At 74.5% G+C, this 20,533-nt stretch carries 19 protein-coding genes, 1 tRNA gene and 1 pseudogene; 13 read left to right on the forward strand and 8 right to left on the reverse strand.

Translation table 11 applies throughout. From position 1 onward, the window contains the following. Positions 1 to 813, reverse strand: an 813-nt coding sequence (locus tag Acit_RS11925) for an MFS transporter (protein ID WP_248109275.1), incomplete at its 3' end; no start/stop codon positions are given. Positions 814 to 975: 162 nt separating this feature from the next. Continuing rightward, complete coding sequence (locus Acit_RS11930) at positions 976 to 1,743, reverse strand: hypothetical protein (RefSeq protein WP_248109276.1); 768 nt, start codon at positions 1,741 to 1,743, stop codon at positions 976 to 978. A 470-nt stretch (positions 1,744 to 2,213) separates the two neighbouring features. Here Acit_RS11930 and Acit_RS14035 point away from each other — a divergent pair. The 8 genes and pseudogenes from Acit_RS14035 (at position 2,214) to trpA (ending at position 9,030) form a co-directional block, all read left to right on the forward strand. Beyond that, positions 2,214 to 2,545, forward strand: a pseudogene (locus Acit_RS14035) (GroES family chaperonin). A gap of 10 nt (positions 2,546 to 2,555) precedes the next feature. After that, complete coding sequence (gene hisI / locus Acit_RS11940) at positions 2,556 to 2,957, forward strand: phosphoribosyl-AMP cyclohydrolase (RefSeq protein ID WP_248109278.1); 402 nt, start codon at positions 2,556 to 2,558, stop codon at positions 2,955 to 2,957. A gap of 19 nt (positions 2,958 to 2,976) precedes the next feature. Next, complete coding sequence (locus tag Acit_RS11945) at positions 2,977 to 4,512, forward strand: anthranilate synthase component I family protein (RefSeq protein WP_248109279.1); 1,536 nt, start codon at positions 2,977 to 2,979, stop codon at positions 4,510 to 4,512. 46 nt (positions 4,513 to 4,558) lie between these two features. Next, complete coding sequence (ygfZ, locus tag Acit_RS11950) at positions 4,559 to 5,545, forward strand: CAF17-like 4Fe-4S cluster assembly/insertion protein YgfZ (protein WP_248109280.1); 987 nt, start codon at positions 4,559 to 4,561, stop codon at positions 5,543 to 5,545. Positions 5,546 to 5,555: 10 nt separating this feature from the next. Next, positions 5,556 to 6,386 carry an indole-3-glycerol phosphate synthase TrpC gene (trpC, locus tag Acit_RS11955; protein WP_248109281.1) on the forward strand — a complete coding sequence of 277 codons (831 nt, stop codon included), beginning with the start codon at positions 5,556 to 5,558 and terminating at the stop codon, positions 6,384 to 6,386. Further along, positions 6,376 to 7,056 (forward strand): phosphoribosylanthranilate isomerase, encoded by a 681-nt coding sequence (locus tag Acit_RS11960; RefSeq protein WP_248109282.1) that lies wholly within the window; start codon positions 6,376 to 6,378, stop codon positions 7,054 to 7,056. Before trpC ends, Acit_RS11960 begins: the two co-directional genes overlap by 11 nt. A gap of 35 nt (positions 7,057 to 7,091) precedes the next feature. Further along, on the forward strand, positions 7,092 to 8,258 hold the full coding sequence (gene trpB / locus Acit_RS11965; protein WP_282436896.1) for a tryptophan synthase subunit beta: 1,167 nt from the start codon (positions 7,092 to 7,094) through the stop codon (positions 8,256 to 8,258). Then, entirely contained in the window at positions 8,245 to 9,030 is a 786-nt protein-coding gene (trpA, locus tag Acit_RS11970) for a tryptophan synthase subunit alpha (protein ID WP_248109284.1), read from the forward strand. Before trpB ends, trpA begins: the two co-directional genes overlap by 14 nt. A 74-nt stretch (positions 9,031 to 9,104) precedes the next feature. Here the strand turns inward: trpA and Acit_RS11975 are convergent, their stop codons facing one another. The 6 genes from Acit_RS11975 to Acit_RS12000 all read right to left on the reverse strand — a co-directional run bounded on the left by Acit_RS11975 (position 9,105) and on the right by Acit_RS12000 (position 13,995). Beyond that, positions 9,105 to 10,298 (reverse strand): beta-ketoacyl-[acyl-carrier-protein] synthase family protein, encoded by a 1,194-nt coding sequence (locus tag Acit_RS11975; RefSeq protein WP_312710560.1) that lies wholly within the window; start codon positions 10,296 to 10,298, stop codon positions 9,105 to 9,107. Positions 10,299 to 10,309: 11 nt separating this feature from the next. Next, positions 10,310 to 10,549, reverse strand: coding sequence for an acyl carrier protein (gene acpP / locus Acit_RS11980; RefSeq protein WP_312710562.1), 240 nt, complete (start codon positions 10,547 to 10,549; stop codon positions 10,310 to 10,312). A 144-nt stretch (positions 10,550 to 10,693) separates the two neighbouring features. After that, a complete protein-coding gene (gene fabG / locus Acit_RS11985) occupies positions 10,694 to 11,506 on the reverse strand; it encodes a 3-oxoacyl-ACP reductase FabG (protein WP_248109285.1) in 813 nt (270 codons plus the stop codon). Continuing rightward, positions 11,499 to 12,530 carry a beta-ketoacyl-ACP synthase III gene (locus Acit_RS11990; RefSeq protein ID WP_248109286.1) on the reverse strand — a complete coding sequence of 344 codons (1,032 nt, stop codon included), beginning with the start codon at positions 12,528 to 12,530 and terminating at the stop codon, positions 11,499 to 11,501. The genes fabG and Acit_RS11990 overlap by 8 nt, the downstream gene beginning before the upstream one ends. Next, positions 12,527 to 13,831 (reverse strand): ACP S-malonyltransferase, encoded by a 1,305-nt coding sequence (fabD, locus tag Acit_RS11995; RefSeq protein ID WP_248109287.1) that lies wholly within the window; start codon positions 13,829 to 13,831, stop codon positions 12,527 to 12,529. The genes Acit_RS11990 and fabD overlap by 4 nt, the downstream gene beginning before the upstream one ends. Positions 13,832 to 13,912: 81 nt before the next feature. Then, a tRNA-Leu gene (locus Acit_RS12000) sits at positions 13,913 to 13,995 on the reverse strand. Between the two features lie 100 nt (positions 13,996 to 14,095). Here Acit_RS12000 and Acit_RS12005 point away from each other — a divergent pair. The 5 genes from Acit_RS12005 to rpsA form a co-directional block, all read left to right on the forward strand. Then, positions 14,096 to 15,268 (forward strand): enolase C-terminal domain-like protein, encoded by a 1,173-nt coding sequence (locus Acit_RS12005; RefSeq protein WP_248109288.1) that lies wholly within the window; start codon positions 14,096 to 14,098, stop codon positions 15,266 to 15,268. 169 nt (positions 15,269 to 15,437) lie between these two features. Continuing rightward, positions 15,438 to 15,725, forward strand: a complete 288-nt coding sequence (locus Acit_RS12010; protein WP_248109289.1) for a hypothetical protein — start codon at positions 15,438 to 15,440, stop codon at positions 15,723 to 15,725. 71 nt (positions 15,726 to 15,796) lie between these two features. Beyond that, positions 15,797 to 16,402, forward strand: a complete 606-nt coding sequence (locus Acit_RS12015; RefSeq protein WP_248109290.1) for an ANTAR domain-containing response regulator — start codon at positions 15,797 to 15,799, stop codon at positions 16,400 to 16,402. Positions 16,403 to 16,466: 64 nt separating this feature from the next. Further along, a complete protein-coding gene (gene polA / locus Acit_RS12020; protein WP_248109291.1) occupies positions 16,467 to 19,226 on the forward strand; it encodes a DNA polymerase I in 2,760 nt (919 codons plus the stop codon). Between the two features lie 247 nt (positions 19,227 to 19,473). Next, positions 19,474 to 20,533: 30S ribosomal protein S1 (rpsA, locus tag Acit_RS12025; RefSeq protein WP_376746063.1), on the forward strand; the 1,060-nt coding region annotated here is incomplete at its 3' end.

The following is a 20,533-nucleotide window of genomic DNA, read 5'->3' on the forward strand; positions in this document are numbered from 1 at the left end:
CAGGAACACCGAGATGGCGAAGGCCGAGCCGATGATGTCGAGGTGGAGCATCTGGCGCCAGGGCCGCTTCAAGGACTCGGAGATGTCCAGGCCCTTGGCTCGGGCTTCGATGAGGGCCCGGTCCCGCATGGAGACCATGAGCTGGTCCCGCAGGGCGGGGGAGAGCTCCCGCAGGCCCAGGATGGCGATGGCAGCCATGACGAGGCCCACGACCCCACAGATCACGAACTCTCCGTGCCAGGGCGGGGTGGCCCCAGCCGACAGGGTGTGGCTGGCCACCTCGGCCACCACCAGGCTGCCGACCACCGGGCCCAGGGTCCAAAAGCCCATGGCCGAGGCCCGGCCCAGCTGGGGCGAGAAGTCCCGCACCAGGGCCGGGGTGGCCACCAGGATGATCCCCTCCACGAACCCCACGGCGCAGACCACGGTGGCGAAGGTCCACTCGTTCGACGTGCTGGGGATCGCAACGAGGATCAGCAGGCCGGTGACCACCAGGCCGTAGGTCACGAGGTTCGCCCGTCCCCAGCGGTCCGCCAGACCGGCGATCAACGAGGAGAACGCTCCCAGGGCGTTCGAGACCACCGAGATGTCCACGTAGAACATGAAGGACATGTGGTACTGGCTGATGATCGACGGCGCGACCGAGCCGCCCACGTAGAGCTCGTAGTAGAGAACGATGGTCGCCAGCACCACGATCCCCAGGTAGAGCAACCGGGGTCCGGTGTCGGGGTAGTGGTCCAGCTGCCGCTGCCAGAGGAAGCTCAGCGCTGAGCGCCGCCTGGCCACCGGCTGGGTGATCGCAGCGTCCGTCATTGGTCCCCCTCCCTCCCGCGGCCACAGCCCAGGAGCCCCGTCGCGGCCCTGCGGACCACGGTGCGCCGATCGTAGGCGGCGGGTGGTCCCGGTGCAGGGATGGGTGGCAGCCTCACTACTTGGCGAGCTCGGCGGTGGGCCGAGCCCTGGGCGCCGAGGCGATCAGCCTGGGGCTGCCTGGGTTGCCTCGTCCCGAGGCCCCTGGCCGAGGCCCTGGGCGCTCGAGCTCGCCGGCGGGGTCGCCCCCAGACGGGCGTAGGGCACGGCGCCGGCGGGCCGGGCGACCCGAACGGATTCGCCGTAGTGGCTGAAGGTCCACTCGTCGGTGATCGTGACCCCTTGGACCGTCGCCCGACCGTCCAGCGAGAGGGGTCGGTGGCTCCCAGCGGCGAGGAGCAAGGTGGCGGTCCCGCTCGGTGGGACGCCGCCGCCGATGATCAGCGGCCCGGTCACCTCGACCACGGCGCGCCCGTCGACCGTGCCGTGGTGGACGGCGGTCGGGTCCATCTCCTGGTCGATCTCGGCCAGGTTCGACGAGGTGGTGATCCCCTCCTCGAAGGTCTTGTAGAAACTGGCTCCGTTCTTCGCCGTGATGGCGACCCAACGGCCGGCGTAGCGGGCCGCCACCCCGGCTGACGCGCCGAGCTGGCCGGCCACGGCGGAGGCGTTCCCCTTGAAGTAGACCACCCCGTCGATCAGGCGCAGGGTGTAGCGCTGCTGGCCAGTGGTGATGACCTGGGTCCCGCCGCTCGCCGTGGCGTCCCCGACGATCTCGTCCACCGTGCCGTCGGTGGACGAGACCTGGACGTAGTGGTAGGTCCCGGCCGCCTTGGCCGCGACCACGGCTTCCTCCACGGTGTTCCGGGCAGCTGCTGCCGGGCTCACTGGGGCGATGGCCGCGCCGATCCCCACGCCGATCCCTGCGGCCACCAGGACCGCCCCGGCGGCAGCGGCGAACGCCTTGGGGTTCCGCCGGCGCCGCCCGTCCTCGGCCGGCGCGCCGGGGGAGCCACCGGCCCCGGGTTGACGCCACGGTGGGGGGCCCCAGGGGCCCTCGGGGGTCCCGGCCGGCCACCAGGACCCCGGCGCGCCACCGGCACCCGGTACCCCCCACGGGGAGGGGCCCCAGGGCCACGGCGTCGGCCAGCCCGCTGGCCCCGGTCCGGCTGGCCCCGGTCCGGCTGGCCCCGGTCCGGCTGGCCCCGGTCCTGGCGTCCCTGGCCCCCAGCCGGGGTGGCCCCAGGGGGCACTGCCGGGGGGTGGGGGTGGGGTGTCCCCCGGCACGCCGCCTGGGGGCGGGGGCTCGGTGGGGTCCGGCGGGAAGGGCTCGTCGGCCATCGGCAGCAGCGTAGGCGGGTCCCGTGCTGACCTGGGCGCGCTGGAGACGGGGCCGGGCCGAGATGCGGTACCGTGCAGCTGTGGCATCGTCCGCGTCCACGCCCCCCAAGCAGCCCATCACGATGCTGGCCGACCGGGTCCTGGCGTACCAGCCGCCGGCTGAGGGGGAGCGGCGTTCCCGGTCCGGGATCCTGATTCCCGCCACCGCGCAGGTCTCCCGGCGGCTGGCCTGGGCCGAGGTCGGTCCATCAAGGTCGGGGACAAGGTCCTGTTCAACCCCGAGGACCGCTACGAGGTGGAGGTCCAGGGCGACGAGTACGTGATCCTCCGAGAACGGGACATCCACGCCGTGGCCTCCGAGCGGATCGACGGCGGCACCGGGCTCTACCTGTGAGCGGCGACCTGTGAGCGGCGCCGGACCCAGCACCTCGCCCATCCCGGCCACCCCCGTCGCGGCGAGCGAGGCCGAGTTGGCCTTGGTGCGCTTCGGCCCCGACGGGTTGGTGCCGGCGATCGTCCAGGACGTCGCCGACGGCACGGTGCTGATGCTGGCCTACATGGACCGGGAGGCCCTCGAGCGGACCCTGCGCAGCGGCCGGACCTGGTTCTGGAGCCGGAGCCGCCAGGAGTACTGGTGCAAGGGCGAGACCTCCGGGGACCGCCAGTGGGTCCGGTCGGTGGCCTACGACTGCGACGGCGACGCCCTGCTGGTCCAGGTGGTCCAAGAGGGCCGGGGGGCCTGCCACACCGGGCAGCGGACCTGTTTCTTCCGGCGCTTCGGTGAGGGCGTCGGATCGGCTGGCTGAGGGCCGCTTGACGCGGGAAATGTCGGTGTCGTCCCGTTGGCGTCCGGGGCCCGAGGCCTTCGCGGCGCTCGCCGGCCGACGGCGCCTGGCACCGGTGTGGGGCGAGCTGGTCGCCGACACCCTCACCCCGGTGGACGCCTTCGCCCGCATGGTGCGAGACGAGCCAGGGTTCCTGCTCGAGTCGGTCGAGGGTGGGGAGCGCTGGGGCCGCTGGTCCTTCGTCGGCCGCCGGGCCGTCGGCCGGGTCGAGGTCCGGGGTCGTCGGGCCCGAGCCGAGGGGGTGGCGGCGGGCGTGGTGCCCCCCGAGGGCGGGGCCTTCGGCGCCCTCGAGGCCCTCCTCGGCGCGTTCGGGAGCCCGCCGGAGCGGGCCCTGCCGCCCCTCCACGGGGGCGTCGTCGGGTACCTCGGGTACGACGTGGTCCGGGAGGTCGAGCGCCTCGAGGGACGCCCGCCCGACGACCAGGGCCTGCCCGAGGCCGTCCTCCACGTCATCGGCCAGCTCTGTGCCGTGGACCATTGGCGCCAACGGGTGGTGCTCGTCCAGCACGTGCCGGTCCCCGAGGATCCCTCCGCGGCCCGCCGGGCCTACCAGCTGGCCTGCGAGGAGCTCGACGCGCTGGTCGACACGTTGCGGACCCCGGCTGGCCTCGACCCCTTCGGGGTCCAGCTCGAGGGATCCGGCGAGGAGGTCCCCCTCGTCCCGACGGTGCCGCCCGAGGACTTCCGCCGGAGCGTCCTCGCAGCCAAGGAGTACATCCGGGCGGGCGACATCTTCCAGGTCGTGCTCTCCAGCCGCTTCGACCTCGCACTCCGAGCCGACCCCTTCGCGGTCTACCGGGTCCTGCGGCTCGTCAACCCCAGTCCCTACCTCTACTTCTTCCGGGATCCCCTGGCGAGCGTGGTCGGGGCCTCGCCCGAGCCCCTGGTCCGCCACCGGGCCGGTCGGGTGGTCATGCGTCCCATCGCCGGGTCGAGCCCTCGGGGGGCCGATCCCGAGGAGGACCAGGCCTTCGAAGCTCGCCTCCGAGCCGACCCCAAGGAGGTCGCCGAGCACGTCATGCTCGTCGACCTGGCCCGCAACGACGTCGGCCGGGTGGCCCGCTACGGCAGCATCCGGGTGGACGAGCTCATGACCGTCGAGCGCTACAGCCACGTCATGCACCTCACCTCCCAGGTCTCCGGGGTCCTCCGGCCGGGCCTCGGGCCGACCGACGTGCTCCGGGCCACCTTGCCGGCCGGCACCCTCTCGGGCGCGCCGAAGGTCCGGGCCATGGAGCTCATCGACCAGCTCGAGCCGACCAGCCGCGGGGTCTACGGCGGGGTGGTGGGCTACGTCGACTTCAGCGGCGACCTCGACACGGCCATCGCCATCCGGACCCTCGTCGTCCGCCCCGACGGCCAGGCCTCGGTCCAGGCTGGCGCGGGCATCGTGGCCGACTCCGACCCCGACCGCGAGACCCAAGAGGTCCGTCACAAGGCGGCTGCCGTCCTCCGGGCGGTCGCCCTCGCCGAAGGCGCCGCCGCCGTGGCCGAGCCGGCCCAGGGGGCGCGCTGAGATGCCCGACGGCCCGGTTCCCGGGGCTGAGGTGCCCGAGGGTGGGATGCCCGAGCGTGGGATTCCCGAGGGTGGGGTGCCCGAGGCGCTCGTGCTCGACGGCATCGCCCGCTTGCTGCGCGAGGCGGCCTGGCTGCCGCTTGGGCGGGACGTCGTGGCGGTCACCGGCCCCGACGCCCTCGCCTACCTCCAGGGCCAGTGCTCCCAGGACCTCGAAGGGCTCGAGGACGGCCAGAGCGCCGAGGCCCTGCTGCTCAGCCCCCAGGGCAAGCTCGAGGCCCTCGTGCGGGTCACCCGGCGGGAGGCCGAGGCCTTCGTGGTCGACGTGACCGCCGGTTTTGGGCCCCGGGTCCTCGAACGCCTTCGCCGGTTCCTCCTCCGGGTCAAGGCCCGGGTCGAGCCGCTCGACTGGGGGGCCCTCGCCCTCCGGGGCCCGGCCGCCGCCGGGCTGCTCGAGGTCCCCGGGCCGGGCAGCGAGCTGCTCGTGCCGGCACCCCCCCTCGGGCCGCCCGGGATCGACCTGCTCGGCCCCGCCCCCGAGCCGCCCCCGGGGGTCCCCCCGGCACCCCTCGAGGCCTGGGAGGTGCTCCGCATCGAAGCCGGCCTCCCCGAGATGGGCCGGGAGCTCGACGAACGGACCATCCCGGCCGAGGCCGGCCTGGTCGAACGGACCGTCAGCTTCACCAAGGGGTGCTACACCGGGCAGGAGCTCGTGGCTCGCCTGGAGGCCCGCGGGTCGAACGTGGCCCGCCGGCTCCGGGGTCTGGTGGTGGCGGGCCCCGGAGCCCTGCCCCCGGCCGGCACCCCCCTCGTGGTCGGCGAGAAGACCGTCGGGGCGGTGACCTCGGCTGCCTGGTCGCCCCATCGGCGGGCGGTGGTGGCCCTGGGCTACCTCCATCGCAGCGTCGAGCTCGGCGCGACCGTGGCCCTCGGCGATCCGCTCGACGGCCGGTCGGCCCGCGTGGTCGGCCTGCCCTTCCCGCCGGCTGATCCGGGCACCGACCAGCACCAGGGGCTGGCGGGAGGCCGGTAGGCTCCGGCCGGTGGCCCCGACCTACCTGGACCGGATCGTCGATTGGCACCGGGCGCGGGCCGCGACCGACCGCCGGGACCCAGCGGCCCTCCAGGCCGAGCTGGCCGACCTGCCCCCCTGCCGAGGTTTCGCGGCCGCGCTCCGGGCCAGGGCCGAGACCGGACGGCTGGCCGTCGTGGCCGAGGTCAAGCGGCGCTCGCCCTCCAAGGGGCCCCTGGCGCCCGACCTCGACCCGGCCGACCTGGCCCGGCACTACGAGGCTGGCGGGGCCAGCTGCTTGTCGGTGCTGACCGACCACGAGTTCTTCGGGGGCAGCCCCGAGGACCTGGCAGCCGCCCGGGGGGCAGTGGGTCTGCCGGTGCTCCGCAAGGACTTCACCCTCGGACCCCTCGACGTCCTCGACGCTCGCCGCATGGGGGCCGACGCCGTCCTCCTCATCGCCGCCGTGCTCGGGCCCCGTCAGCTCGGGCCGCTCGTCGCCCTGGCCGAGCAGCTCGGCATGGACGCCCTCGTCGAGGTCCACGACGAGCGGGAACTGGCCTGGGCCCTCGAGGCGGGGGCCGCCCTCGTGGGGGTGAACCAGCGGGACCTCGTCAGCTTCGCCGTCGACCCCGAACGGGCCCGTCGCCTGGCCGCGGCCATGCCGGCCGGCCTGGTGACGGTGGCCGAGTCCGGCATCGGTGGCCCCGCCGACGCCGGCCCTTTGGCGGCCGCGGGCTACCACGCCGTCTTGGTCGGGGAGTCCCTGGTGCGGGCCTCGGACCCCCAGGCGGCCGTCGCCGCCCTGGCCAGCGTGCCCCGACCCGTTCCCGCCACCCAGGAGCGCGCCGGTGCTCCTTGACGACGGCCTGCTCATCAAGGTCTGCGGCATCACGAACGAGAGCGACGCCCTCCTGGCCGTCGGCCTCGGGGCCGACGCCCTGGGCTTCGTCTTCGCCCCTTCGGTCCGTCAGATGGCCCCGAAGGCCGTCGAGCGCATCCTCGACCGCCTGCCCAGTGGCGTCCTCACCGTCGGGGTGTTCCGGGACGAGGCGCCGAAACGGGTGGTCGAGATCGTGAACGGCATCGGCCTCCAGGCGGCCCAGCTCCACGGCTCGGAGACCCCGGCCGAAGCCAGCTACGTCGCCGAACGGGTCCCCATGCTCCTCAAGGCCTTCCCGGCCGGCCACCCCGACGTCGGCGAACCCGAGCGCTACGGGGCGACCTTCGTGCTGGTCGACGGGGCTTCCCCGGGCTCGGGGCAGGTCTTCGACTGGCGGCTCGCCGAGGGGGTCGTCGACCCCCGCCGCCTGGTGGTCGCCGGGGGCCTCGGGCCAGGCAACGTCGCAGCGGCCATCACCCGCCTGCGTCCCCGAGGGGTGGACGTGGCCAGCGGGGTGGAGCGGGAGCCCGGTCGCAAGGACCCCGCCTTGCTCCAGGCCTTCGTCGCCGAAGCCCGGCGGGCCGCTGCCGCCCTCGGCCAACCGGCCGAGCCCGACGGGCTCTTCGACTGGGAGGAGGTCGAGCAGTGAGTGCCGTCCAGCCGGCCGCGGCCCCCGAGCCGCTCATGGCCGACCCGGGTCCGAGCGGTCGCTTCGGTCCCTTCGGCGGGCGCTACGTGCCCGAGTCGCTCGTCCCGGCCTGCCTCGAGCTCGAGGCGGCCTTCCGGGAGGCCTGGGACGACCCGGGCTTCCATCAGGAACTCGACGACATCCTCCGGGTCTACGGCGGCCGACCCACCCCCGTGACCCCGTGCCGCCGACTCTCGGCCCAGCTCGGCGTCGAGGTCCTCCTGAAGCGGGAGGACCTCTGCCACACCGGGTCCCACAAGCTCAACAACGTCGTCGGCCAGGCCCTCTTGGCCCGGCGCATGGGCAAGGACCGGCTGGTCGCCGAGACCGGGGCTGGCCAGCACGGGGTCGCCACCGCCACGGCCGCCGCGCTCTTCGGGATGGCCTGCACCGTCTACATGGGGGAGGTCGACGTCGAACGGCAGGCCCTGAACGTCTTCCGGATGGAGCTCCTCGGGGCCGAGGTCCGCCCCGTGGGCAGCGGGAGCCGGACCCTCAAGGACGCGGTCAACGAGGCCCTGCGGGACTGGGTGGCCACCGTCGACCACACCCACTACTGCCTCGGCTCGGTCATGGGCCCCCACCCCTACCCCTGGATGGTCCGCGAGTTCCAACGGGTGATCGGCGACGAGGCCCGGGAGCAGTGCCGGACCCTCCTCGGCGGACGGGACCCCGACTGGGTGGTGGCCTGTGTCGGCGGGGGCTCGAACGCGGCAGGCACCTTCGCCGGCTTCGTCCACACCTCGGCCCGGCTGGTCGGCGTCGAGGCGGCCGGCGGCTCGGCCATGGGGCACGGGGCCCCCGGGGTCCTCCACGGGATGCGCTCCATGCTCCTCCAGGACGAGGACGGCCAGATCGGCGAAGCCCACTCCGTCTCCGCCGGCCTGGACTACCCGGGGATCGGCCCCGAGCACGCCCAGCTCGGCTCGGTCGGACGAGCCGAGTACGTCACCGCCGACGACCGGGAGGTCCTCGAAGCCCTCCAGCTGCTGGCCCGCACCGAGGGCATCGTGCCGGCCCTCGAACCGGCCCACGCCCTGGCCTTCGTCGTCCGGGAGGCCGGCCGCCGGATCCCCAGCGGCGCCACCGTCCTCGTCACCCTGTCGGGCCGCGGCGACAAGGACGTCGCCCAGGTGCGGGAGCTGCTCCGTGGCGCCCCCTGAGCGCCTCGGCACTGTCCTGGCCGCGAAGCGGGAGGCAGGGCGGAAGCTCTTCGTGCCCTACGTCACCGCCGGCTGCCACCCGGCCTGGCTCGAGGTGGTGGGGGAGCTGGCCGCCGCCGGGGCCGACGCCATCGAGGTCGGCCTGCCGTTCTCCGACCCCATGATGGACGGCCCCACCATCCAGGAGGCCTCCCGGCAGGCCCTCGAACGGGGGACCACCACGGCGTCCGTCCTCGACCAGCTGGCCCGCGCCGACCTGCCGGTGCCGATCGTGGTCATGACCTACTTCAACCTCGTCCACCGGGCTGGGGAAGCCCGTTTCGCCGGCCGTCTCGCCGCCGCAGGCGTCCGCGGAGCCATCGTGCCCGACCTGCCCCTCGAGGAGAGCGGCCCCTGGCGCGACGCGGCCGAACAGGCCCGCGTGGACCCTGTGCTCCTCGTGGCCCCCGCCACCCCGCCCGAGCGGGCCAAACGCATCCTCGCCGTGGCCCGAGGCTTCGTCTACGCCGTCGGCCTCATGGGGGTGACGGGGGAGCGCCAGGCCCTCGCGGCCTCGGCCACGGCCGTCGCCGAACGGCTCCGCGGACGGAGCAGCCTGCCGGTCCTCGTCGGCGTCGGCGTCTCTACCCCCGCCCAGGCCGCCCAGGTGGCCCAGGTGGCCGATGGCGTGGTCGTCGGCTCGGCCCTCGTCCGCCGGCTGCTCGAAGGCGACGACCCCGCGGCCCTCGGCAAGCTGGCCCGGGCGTTCCGCGCCGCCCTCGACGACGCCTGAGCCCCGAGCCCCGAGTCGTTCGCTCGGGGCCGCTCCCAGCCCGGTCGGCCCAGCCCGATCAGCCGGCGGCCCGCTCAGCCGGCCGGCGGGGGACCGAAGAGCAGGCAGCCGTTGTGGCCGCCGAAGCCGAAGGAGTTCGAGAGGACGGGCGCGGGCTCGAACGCCCGGGGCTCTCCCCGGACCACGTCCAAGGGGATCTCGGGGTCCGGCTCCTCGCAGCCGGCGGTCGGCGGGATCAGGTGCCGGTCCAAGGTCAGCACCGAGGCGACCGCCTCGATGGCCCCCGCGCCACCGAGCGCGTGGCCCGTCACCCCCTTCGTGGAGGTCACCGGGGGACCGGGGGTGCCGAAGACCTTGGCAATGGCCTGGGCCTCGGCCAGGTCGTTCAACGGGGTCCCCGTGCCGTGGGCGTTCACGTGCCCCACCTCGTCTGCCGCCAGCTGGGCGTCGGCCAGGGTCAACTCGATGCAGGCCGCCGCGCCCTCCCCGCCAGGGGAGGGCGCCGTGATGTGGTGAGCGTCGGCGGTCGAGGCCGCCCCCAGCACCTCGGCGTAGATCCGAGCCCCGCGGCGACGAGCGTGGTCGAGCTCCTCGAGGACCAGGGCCCCGGCCCCCTCGGCCATGGCGAAGCCGTCCCGCCGCGCGTCGAAGGGCCGGCACACCCCCGAGGCCGACAGGGCGGTCATGTTCGTGAAAGCGGCCATCGACAGGTCGGTCATGGCCGCCTCCGCCCCGCCGCCCACGGCGGCGTCGCAGCGGCCCGAGGCCACCAGGCGGGCGGCAGCGGCGATGGCGTGGGTCCCAGCAGCGCAGGCCGTGGCGATCGTCTCGCAGGGTCCCCGGAAGCCGTGGCGGATCGAGATGCTGCCCGCCCCGGCGTTCGGCATCATCATGGTGATCAGGAACGGCGAGACCCGCCGCGGCCCCCGGGTCCGGTGGACCTCGATCTGCTCCTCCAAGGTGGCCAGGCCCCCGATGCCCGTGGCGAAGACCACCCCGACCTTGGCCGGGTCCGCCTGCAAGGAGCCGGCGTCGGCTAGGGCCATGTCCGCCGCGGCCACCGACAGCTGGGCGAAGCGGTCGACCCGCCGGACCTCCTTCGGCCCGAAGTAGGCCGCCGGGTCGAAGTCCGGCACCCGCCGCTCGCCACCCGGCCACGGCCGCAGCAGGCCCTCCCAGAACGCCTCGACCCCCAGGCCACAGCAGGCCAGGACCCCCAGCCCCGTCACCACCACCCGCCGGCCCGGCACCGGGCCGGCGGGACCCACGCCGAGCAGCATCAGAGCTTGGCCAAGACCAGGTCGTAGGCCTGGCCGACCGTGGTGATGCCGTCGAGCTCCGACTCGTCCACGCTGATGTCGAAGGTCTCCTCCAGGGCCATCACCAGCTCGACCAGGTCCAGGCTGTCGGCGTCCAGGTCGTCGGCGAAGCTCGCCTCGGGCACGACCTTCTCCGCTGGGACCTGCAGGACCTCCACGGCGCAGGCCCGGAACTTCTCGAAGGTGGCGTCGTCACTCACCGTTCGTCTCTCCTCGGGGTTCGGCCCACCGGTCCTCCCGGTGGGATCGGGCACCGGGCCCTCCCGGCGCGCCTCGTCGTCGGTGCGGCTGCACCATGGTGGCAGACCCCGGACCCCCGCGTCGGCGCCCAGGTCGCCAACCGCTCAAAGGCCCATGGCCAGGCCCCCGTCGACCGGCAGCACCGCGCCGGTCACGTAGCTGGCGTCCGGGGAGCACAGGAAGCTCACCGCCCCGGCCACCTCGGCCGGACTGGCCGCCCGGCCGAGCGGCACCATGGCCGTCAGCTGGGCCCCTCGGGCCTCGCCCGCCGCCGCCAGCATGTCGGTCGTCACCACCCCGGGGGCCACCACGTTCACCGTGATGCCCCGACTCCCCACCTCCCGGGCCAAGGAGCGGGCGAAGCCGACCAGCCCGGCCTTCGCTGCGGCGTAGTTCGCCTGGCCCGGCGACCCCACGTGGGCCACCACCGACGAGATCAGCACCAGCCGTCCCCGCCGGGCCCGGACCATCGGGCCGAGAGCCCGCCGGGCGACCCGGTAGACCCCGGTCAGGTCGGTGTCCAGGACCTGCTGCCAGTCCTCCTCGCCCATCCGCAGCAGCAAGGTGTCCCGGGTGATCCCGGCGTTGGCCACCAGCACCTCCACCGGGCCCCAGGCCCCCTCGACCGACGCGAACGCTGCCTCGACCTGCTCCGGGTCGGTCACGTCGAGGCGCACCGCCATGGCCCGCCCCTCGGACCCCTCGACCGCCCGGGCCGGCGGCGGGGTGTCCCGGTGCCCCAGGGCCACGCGGTACCCCTCGGCTAGCAGTCGCTCGGCGCAGGCCAGCCCGATCCCGCGGTTGGCCCCCGTGACCAGGGCCACTCGCGGCGTGCCCTCGGGGCCGAGGCCACCTGTGGCGCCCGCCGACGTCCTCGAGCTGCCGCCGGCAGGACCCTCCGCTTGGCCCTCAGCCATGGTGTTCGCCTCCCTCACCGCCACCTCCGTCGCCGCCGTCCCTCGTTGCGCTCCGTGCCGGTGGGGCCTCAGGCAGTGCCGCAGGACCCCAGCGCAGCACGCAGCTGGCCCACGACATGCCCGCCCCGAAGCCCGAGAGCAGGACGACGCCGCCGGAGGGTACCCGGCCGGCGTCCAGGGCATCGGCCAGGGCCAGGGGAATCGAAGCCGAGGAGGTGTTGCCCGTCCGGTCCACCACCACGGCGGTCCGCTCGGCCGGGATTCCCAGCCGTTCCGCCGCCGCCTCGATGATCCGCAGGTTGGCCTGATGGGGAACGAAGAGGTCCACGTCCGCCGGTTCCAGCCCCGCCCTCGCCAGGGCGCTCTCCGCTGAGCTGACCGTCAGGCGGACCGCCCGCCGGAACACCTCTCGCCCCTCCATGCTCAGCCAGCCCCCGTGCGGGCAGCGCAGCAGGTCGTGGGCGCTGCCGTCGGTCCCGAGGTCGGCGGCCAGGACCCCCGGCACCGCGCCCTCGCCTCCCTCCTCCGGGCGCTCCAGGAGCACAGCACCGGCCCCGTCGGCGAACAGCACGGCCGTCGCCCGGTCCTCGGGGTTCGTGATCCGCGACAGCGTGTCCGCGCCGACCAGCAGCACCCGCCGGGCCACCGTCGCCAGGGCCCCGGCGGCGACCACCATGCCGTAGACGAACCCGGCACACGCGGCGTTCAGGTCCAGCGCACCCCCGCCGAGCCCCAGTCGCTGGTGGACGGCCGCCGAACTGTGCGGCACGGTCTCCTCGGGGGTCGTGGTGCTCAGGACCAGCAGGTCCACCTGGTCCGCCGTCAACTGGGCTCGGGCCAGGGCCTCCTTGGCGGCGGCGCTCGCCAACTCGACCAGACTGCCTCCCACCCGCCGCTCCCGGATGCCCGAGCGCGCCACGATCCACTCGTCGCTCGTGTCCAGCCGCTGCTCGAGGTCCTGGTTCGTCACCACCTGGGGCGGCAAGGCCGTCCCCCAGCCGCTGACCCGACACGGCCAGGTCACCGGGCCCCCGCTCCACTGCCAGCCCCGCCGCTCGCCGAGCTCCCCGAAGCCCCGCCCCTCGGGTCGGGATCCTCGTCCGCCTGGAGCCACGCCACCGGCTGGCCCGGCTGGACCCGCTCACCTCGGTGCACCAGCAGCCCGACCAGCCGACCGTCGAAGGGGCTCAGGACCTCGGCGTCGCCCACCCGGCCGACCAGCTCCCCGACCCGCAGCCACGGTCCCTTCCCCGGGTCGGCGCCCGCCCGGTCCAGCTCGGCCGGGCCCGGGACCGGGGCGGTCCGTTCCACCGGCTCGAAGACCCCCGCGGCTGGCGACACCACCAACCGGGTGCTGGCGGCCAGCCGCTCGCCCCCGTGAGCCGCCCGGTGCGCCCCCCACGCGTCGCTCCCGGCCGCGGCCTCGGCCAGGACCTCCAGGTCCTCTGGGCTCGCCACCGACAACGCCCTTACGTCCGGCGCAGCCCGTCGGGCCAACCCGGTCAGCACCCCACCCGGTCCGACCTCGACCAGGATGGTGGCCCCCAGCTCCACCATGCTCGCCAGCGACTCCCGCCACCGCACCGGGCTCGTCAGCTGCGCGAGCAGCAGCTCCGGCCACTCTGCCCCGTGCAGGTGGGGCCGGGCGTCCACGTTCGCCACCACCGGCACGTCGGGGTCCGCCAGGTCGACGGTGGCCAGGGCCTTCGCCAGGCGTTCCCTGGCCGGGGCCATGAGCTCCGTGTGGAACGCCCCGGCGACCGGGATGGCCACCACCCGCTTCGCCCCCCGCGCCTCGGCCTCCTCGCCGGCCCGGGCCACCGCCTCGGGTTCCCCAGCCACCACCACCTGCCCCGGCGCATTGTCGTTCGCCACCCACACCGGTCCACCAGCAGCCCGGCAGGCCTCCTGGACCACCACCGGCTCGGCCCCCAGGACCGCCGCCATGGTGCCCCGCCGAGCGCTGGCCGCCTCCTGCATGGCGGCACCCCGCTCCGCCACCAGCCGCGCCCCGTCCTCCAGGGCCAGGGCTCCTGCCGCGGTCAAGGCGCTGTACTCCCCCAAGGAGTGGCCAGCGCAGATGAGCGGGGCCAACCCGGTCCGCTCGATGGCGTCCAGCGCGACTAGGCTCAGCACGTAGGTGGCCAGCTGGGCGTTCTCCGTCGCGGTCAGCTCTGCCAGGTCGGCCTCGAGCAGGAGGCGGGTCAGGTCCCGACCGGTGACCTCCGACGCCTCCTCGACCACTTCCCATGAGGGGTGCCCCACCCAGGGCGCGCCCATGCCCGGGCGCTGCGAGCCCTGCCCGGGGAACGTGAACGCCAGCACCGACCCTCCCTCTGCCTTTGTCCTCACCCCTTCGACGCCGCCGGTCGCCCAAGGGTTACGGTGGCCGGTCTGACGGCCCGGTGCCCGGAGCGGGACTCGAACCCGCATGCCCCGAAGGGCAGAGGCTTTTGAGGCCCCCGCGTCTACCATTCCGCCATCCGGGCGGGCGGCTCGGACCTTAGCCGCTGCCCGCTGCCTGGGCCTCGACCCACTGCCCCCATCGGCCGCTCCGCAGGGCCCGTCGGGCCCTGCCAGGCTCTCCCCATGCCGCCCGCCCCCCGTCCGGCACCCCACCCAGCCGTCTCGGCGGTCGAGCTCTGGTGGTGCCCCCGCCTCCTCGCCACCCCTCACCGGACCAGCTACGGCGTCGAGCACCGCCGGCCCACCATCCTCGTCCGTGTCCAGGCGGGGCCCTGGGAGGGCTGGGGAGAGTGCGCCGCCCTCGCCACCCCCAGCTACCGAGCCGAGCACGCCCAGGCGGCCTGGTGGGCCCTCCGGCACTGGCTCGCCCCCCGCCTCCTCGGTCTCCCCGTCCCGCCCGTCGCCACCCTCGCCGATCTCCGCCGGGTCTCCGCCGACCTCCACCGCCGCCTCGCCGGCGTCGTCGGGACCGCCATGGCCAAGGCCGCGCTCGAGGCCGCCCTCCTCGACGCCGGGACCCGGGCGGCGGGCGGCCCTCTCGTGGCGCTGCTCGCCCCCGATCCTCGTCCCGTCCCCGCCGGGGCGGTCGTCGGGCTGCCCTCGGACATCCCCGCCGCCCTCCGGGCCGTCGAGGCGGCGCTCGCCCAAGGGGCCACCCGGGTCAAGGTCAAGGTGGCGCCCGGCTGCGACCACCGGCCCCTCGGCGAGCTCCGGCGCCACTTCCCCGACGCACCTCTCGCCGCCGACGCCAACGGCGCCTACCGGCGGGACGACTGGGACACCCTCTTGGCCCTCGACGAGTTCGGCCTGCTCTTCCTCGAACAGCCCCTCCCGGCCGACGACCTCGTCGGGCACCGCCGACTGGCCGCCGAGCTGCACACCCCGATCTGCCTCGACGAGTCCCTCCGGGACGTCGGTGACGTCCGGACCGCAGCCGCGCTCGAGGCCGCCGACCTCGTGTGCCTGAAGCCCCCCTGCCTCGGCGGGCTCGGCCCGACGCTCGACGCCATCGACCAGGCCAGCGCCGAGGGGCTCGGCTGGTGGGTCGGCGGCATGCTCCAGGGCACCGCCGGCCGTCTCCTCGACGCTGCCGTCGCCACCCTTCCCGGTTCGGCGGGCCCGGCCGAGCTCGGGTCCCCGAACGGCGGGCTCCGCGGGCCCGACCCTTTCGGGCCCCTGTCCTGGGAGGGCTTCGCCCTCCGTCCCTTCCCGGGGTCCGGCGCCGTCCCCCGGCCCGACCTCGAGCTCGTCGAAGCGCTGGCCACTCGCCACTGGCGCACCCCTGGTGCCCACTGAACGGTCCGCTGCTGCCCCCCGGGGTCCGGGGGGGCATGGGTCGAGAGCCGTTGTGGAGTTTGTGTGACATGTTGTGAAACAGGGCCGGTGAGCCGAGCCAAGGGTCCCACGCTTGGAGCCACTCGGCCGGAGTGAGCGCCACGGCCCCGGCGCGTACCATGGGGGCTCCATGACCAGGCAGGCGGTCGAGCGCTCGCTGCGGGAGGTCCACGCCCGGCTGGTGAAGGCCCGGGAGGAGCTCGCCGTGCTCGACGAGCAACTCGGCCTCCTGGTCGACGCCGCCGACGACGCCCGGCTACGGTCCTTGGTGTCCGAGACCCCCGGGGCCGCGCACGAGTCCAGCGACGCCCAGCGGCACCTGGAGGCCTTCACCCGCGCCCGCCGGGCGCTGGTCGAGCGGATCGGCGAGCTGGAGCGCCGGCAGGACGAGCTGCTCGAGCGGCTCGACGTGGACTGAGCGTCGGGTCCGGCTCGTCGAGTGCGAAGGGGCCGCTGCCTGCGGGGCAGCCGAGGAGTGCAGGGAGCCGAATGGCACGACGGGTGGTGATCGCAGAGGACGAGGCCATCATCCGGCTCGACCTGAAGGAGATCCTCCAGAGCGAGGGCTACGAGGTCGTCGGGGAGACCGGTCGGGGCGACGAGGCGGTGGAGCTGGTCCGCCGGCACCAGCCCGACCTGGTGATCCTCGACATCAAGATGCCCGGCCTCGACGGCATCGAGGCCGCCCGGCGCATCACCTCCGAACAGCGCCTGCCGGTCCTCATCCTGACGGCCTTCAGCCAGCGGAACCTCATCGAGGACGCCAGGGACGCGGGGGTGGCGGCGTACCTGGTGAAGCCGTTCCAGCGTCATGAGCTGGTGCCGGCCATCGAGGTCGCCCTCTCCCGCTTCGCCGAGCTCAAGGCCATCGACGACGAGGCCGCGGCCGCCAGCCCCCCCGGGACCCTGGAGGACAAGCTGGAGACCCGGCGGCAGGTGGACCGGGCCAAGGCGGTCCTCATGGACGAGCACGGCCTGAGCGAGGCGGACGCCTTCGCCTTCATCCAGCGCACGGCCATGGGTCGGCGGGTGCGGATGCGGCAAGTGGCCCAGGAGGTCCTGGAGGGCACCACGTTGCCCTCGAGCACCGCCTGACCCCGGTCCGTCTGACCCCGGTCCGTCGGCGGCCCGCACGAGGGGCCGGCCCTAGCATGCCCCCATGGTCGAGGACGGCGGCGGTTCGGAACGAGGCCCGCTCTACCTGCTGGACGGCAGCTCCTTGCTCTTCCGGGCCTTCCACGCCCTGCCCGAGGACCTGGCGACCTCGACCGGGGTGGTGACGAACGCCCTCCACGGCTTCTTGCAGATGCTGGCCAGCCTGCTGCGGGACCGGCGTCCGGGGGGTCTCGCCGTGGCCTTCGACCGTTCGACCCCCACCTTCCGCCACGAGCGACTCCCGAGCTACAAGGGCAACCGGGTGGCCATGCCCGAGGCCCTGGCCCCCCAGTTCGACCTGGCCCGGGCCGTCCTCGACGCCTTGGCCATCCCCCACGTCGACCTCGAGGGCTACGAGGCCGACGACGTCCTGGCCACCTTGGCGACGAGGGCTGCAGCCGCGCAGTGGCCGACCGTCGTGGTGTCGGGGGACCGGGACGTCTTCCAGCTCGTCCAGGACCCCTGGATCCAGGTGCTCTACACCCGGCGGGGCCTCTCGGACACGGTGCTCTACGACGAGGCGGGGATCGAGGAGCGCACCGGCGCCCCCCCCAGCCGCTACTGCCTGCTGGCCAGCCTCCGGGGCGACCCCTCGGACAACCTGCCGGGGGTGCCCGGGGTGGGGGAGAAGACCGCGGGCAAGCTGGCCGCCGCGTACGTGGACCTCGCCGACCTCTACGCCCACCTCGAGGACCTGAGCCCACGGCTCCGGACACAGCTGGAAGCCCACCGGGAGCAGCTCGAGGAGGTCGCCGACCTGGTCCCCCTGGTGCGGGACGCCCCGGTGCCCCTCGCGCTCGACGACCTGGTCCGCCGCCCGGCCGACCCCGACGAGGCCCGGCGGGTCCTCGAGGGACTGGAGCTGCGAAGCGCCTGGCGGAGCCTGGCGCCGCTGGTGAGCGGGGATGGCTCGGCTGCGCCGTCGGCCGGCTCCTCGGATTCCCCGGATCGCGATCGCCGTGGGGGCGGGGAGGGGTCCTCGGGGTCTCGTGCCGGGACCCTCCGCGCTCTTCGCCTGGTCGTCCCGGGCGCCGCAGCGGAGGCCCGGGACCTCCTCGCAGGCCTCGGTCAGGGGGCACCCATCCTCGTGGCACCCCGTTTTCGCGGCGAGCCGGGGCGAAGCCCCCTCGTGGGGGTCGGCCTGGCCGGCTCGGCGGGTGGGGAGGGGCTGTGGCTCGCCGCCGAGCTCTTCGACGGTCCTGACGGCGAGGGGCTTCGAGCCGAGCTCGGCGCGCTCTTCCGCCCGGGGGGCGAGGCGGCGGCCGGCCACGGGGTGAAGGAGCTGCTCCGGCAGTGGCTCCCCGTCGGCCTCGACCTGCCGGTGCTCTCGATGGACACCGCGGTCGCCGCCTTCTTGCTCGACCCGGACCTGGGCCGCGCCGGGGTGGGGGAGCTCGCTCGTCGGTTCCTCGGGGCGCGGCCGCCCGAGCCGGGCCCGGATGCGGCGGGGGACCCGGTCGGCTCGGCCGCCAGCGAGCTTGCCGTCGTGGCCGCCCTTCTGCCCCGCCTGACCGCTGCCCTCGAGGAGGCGGGCATGACTCGGCTCCACGAGGAGGTCGAGCGCCCCCTGGTCCGGGTCCTGGCCCGCATGGAGGTGGTGGGGATCGGCGTGGACCGGGCGGCGCTGGAGGCCGTGTCGGCGACCTTCGCCGAGGCGGCGGCGAACCTTGCCGAGGAGGTCCAGCGGCTGGCGGGGGAGCGCTTCAACGTCAACTCGACCCCTCAGCTCCGCCAGGTCCTCTTCGAGAAGCTCCACCTCACGCCGGGCAAGCGGACCAAGACCGGCTACTCCACCGACGCGCAGACCCTCGAGCGGCTCCGGCACGAGCACCCGGTGGTGGAGACCCTGCTGCGGTACCGGGAGGTGGAGAAGCTGCGCTCCACCTACGGGGCGCCGCTCCTGGCCGAGGTGGCCGAGGACGGTCGGATCCACGCCACCTTCCACCAGACGGTGGCCCGCACCGGTCGGCTCTCCTCGGACCGCCCCAACCTCCACAACATCCCGGTCCGGACCGAGGAGGGTGCCGTCTTGCGCCGGGCCTTCGTGCCCCGTCCCGGTTCCTGGCTCCTGGTCGCCGACTACGACCAGATCGAGCTCAGGGTGATCGCCCACCTCTCGGGCGACCCGGGCCTCCTGGCGGCCTTCGCCGAGGGGCGCGACGTCCACCGGGCCGTGGCCGCCCGGGTCTTCGGCGTCCCCGAGGAGGAGGTCACCTCGGCCCAGCGGGCCCGGGCGAAGATGGTCTCCTACGGCCTGGCCTACGGCATGGAGGCCTACGGGCTGGCCCAGCGCCTGGGCATCGACCCCGGCGAGGCCCGAGCCATCCTGGACAGCTACTTCGCGGCTTTCCCGGCGGTGAAGGCCTTCATGGACCGAACCGTCGCCGAGGCCCGGGAGCGGGGCTACACGATGACCCCCCTCGGTCGCCGCCGACCCCTGCCGGACCTCCTCGCCGCCAATCGGGCGGTCCGCCAGGCCGCCGAGCGCCAGGCCATGAACGCCGGGGTGCAGGGCCTGGCGGCTGACCTGTTCAAGCTGGCCCTGGTGCGGATCGACGGGCAGCTTGAGCGAGCAGGCCTGGCCGCTCGGCTGGTCCTGCAGGTCCACGACGAGGTCCTCCTCGAGGTGCCCGAGGTCGAGCGCCCGGCGGTGGAGCCACTGGTGGTCGACACCATGCGGGGGGTGGCCGAGGCGGTGCCCCTGCGGGTGCCCCTGGAGGTCAGCGTGGGCTGGGGACGGTCCTGGGCCGAGGCCAAGCACTGACCTGGCCGGCAGCGGTGGCCGAAGCGGTAGCATGACCCCCCGGTCGCCGCCGGCGGCCGGCCGGGGCGTGCCAGCGGCCCGGTCCAGGGTCCCACCAAGCGAGCAGCGAGCGTCCATGTCCGAAGTCGCCGCCGGGTTCTCCGGCGCCCAGAACGCCCCGTCCACCCTCGAGCCCGTCCCCGGCTCGGCCCCCCCGGCCGGCGTCGCCGTGGCCGACCGCCCGCCGGCGGTGGCCAACAGCGAGCCGATGGGCACCTTCGACGCCGAGGGTGTCTACCACCCCCGACCGGTGGTGGCCGACGACCTGGACGAGGCCACCCTGGAGGACGCCGTGGTCCGCTCGATCGTGGACTTCGACGACGGTGACATCGTCGAGGGCACGGTGGTGAAGATCGATCGGGACGAGGTCCTCCTCGACATCGGTTTCAAGTCCGAGGGGGTCATCCCGGCCCGGGAGCTCTCGATCCGCAACGACGTGGACCCCTACGAGGTCGTCTCGCTGGGGGACCGGATCGAGGCCCTGGTCCTGCAGAAGGAGGACAAGGAGGGGCGCCTGGTCCTCTCGAAGAAGCGGGCCCAGTACGAGCGGGCATGGGGCACGATCGAGAAGATCAAGGAAGCGAACGGGGTGGTGAAGGGCCCGGTCATCGAGGTGGTCAAGGGTGGCCTCATCGTCGACATCGGGCTCCGGGGCTTCCTCCCGGCGTCCTTGGTCGAGCTCCGGCGGGTCCGGGAGCTCCAGCCCTACGTGGGCCGGGTCATCGAGGCCAAGATCATCGAGCTGGACCGGAACCGGAACAACGTCGTGCTCTCCCGGCGGGCCTGGCTGGAGGAGACCCAGCGGGAGCAGCGGGGCGACTTCCTGGCCAACCTCAAGCCGGGCGAGCGGCGCCGGGGGGTGGTCTCCTCGGTGGTCAACTTCGGGGCCTTCGTCGACCTGGGCGGCATGGACGGCCTCATCCACGTCTCGGAGCTGTCCTGGAAGCACGTCGACCACCCGTCCTCGGTGGTCCAGGTCGGGGACGAGGTCGAGGTCGAGGTGCTCGACGTGGACCTCGAGAAGGAGCGGATCAGCCTCTCCCTGAAGAACACCCAGGTCGACCCTTGGCAGGAGTTCGCCAACACCCACCACGTCGGCGAGCTGGTCTACGGCCGGATCACGAAGCTCGTGCCCTTCGGTGCCTTCGTCCAGGTCGGCGACGGCATCGAGGGCCTGGTCCACATCTCGGAGATGGCCGTCCACCACGTGGACCTGCCCGAGCAGGTCGTCCAACCGGGCGAGGAGCTCTGGGTGAAGATCATCGACA

It is taken from the genome of Aciditerrimonas ferrireducens (assembly GCF_023130475.1).
GTDB classification, from domain to species: Bacteria; Actinomycetota; Acidimicrobiia; order Acidimicrobiales; family UBA8190; genus Aciditerrimonas; species Aciditerrimonas ferrireducens.

What these genes read in the sequence shown, in the direction of transcription:
- ygfZ (WP_248109280.1), top strand. Translation starts at nt 4,559, where the DNA reads ATGCCCGAGCGTGGGATTCCCGAGGGTGGGGTGCCCGAGGCGCTCGTG.
- fabG (WP_248109285.1), bottom strand. Translation starts at nt 11,506, where the DNA reads ATGGCTGAGGGCCAAGCGGAGGGTCCTGCCGGCGGCAGCTCGAGGACG.
- polA (WP_248109291.1), top strand. Translation starts at nt 16,467, where the DNA reads ATGGTCGAGGACGGCGGCGGTTCGGAACGAGGCCCGCTCTACCTGCTG.
- Acit_RS12005 (WP_248109288.1), top strand. Translation starts at nt 14,096, where the DNA reads ATGCCGCCCGCCCCCCGTCCGGCACCCCACCCAGCCGTCTCGGCGGTC.
- Acit_RS12010 (WP_248109289.1), top strand. Translation starts at nt 15,438, where the DNA reads ATGACCAGGCAGGCGGTCGAGCGCTCGCTGCGGGAGGTCCACGCCCGG.
- Acit_RS12015 (WP_248109290.1), top strand. Translation starts at nt 15,797, where the DNA reads ATGGCACGACGGGTGGTGATCGCAGAGGACGAGGCCATCATCCGGCTC.
- trpB (WP_282436896.1), top strand. Translation starts at nt 7,092, where the DNA reads ATGGCCGACCCGGGTCCGAGCGGTCGCTTCGGTCCCTTCGGCGGGCGC.
- Acit_RS11945 (WP_248109279.1), top strand. Translation starts at nt 2,977, where the DNA reads ATGTCGGTGTCGTCCCGTTGGCGTCCGGGGCCCGAGGCCTTCGCGGCG.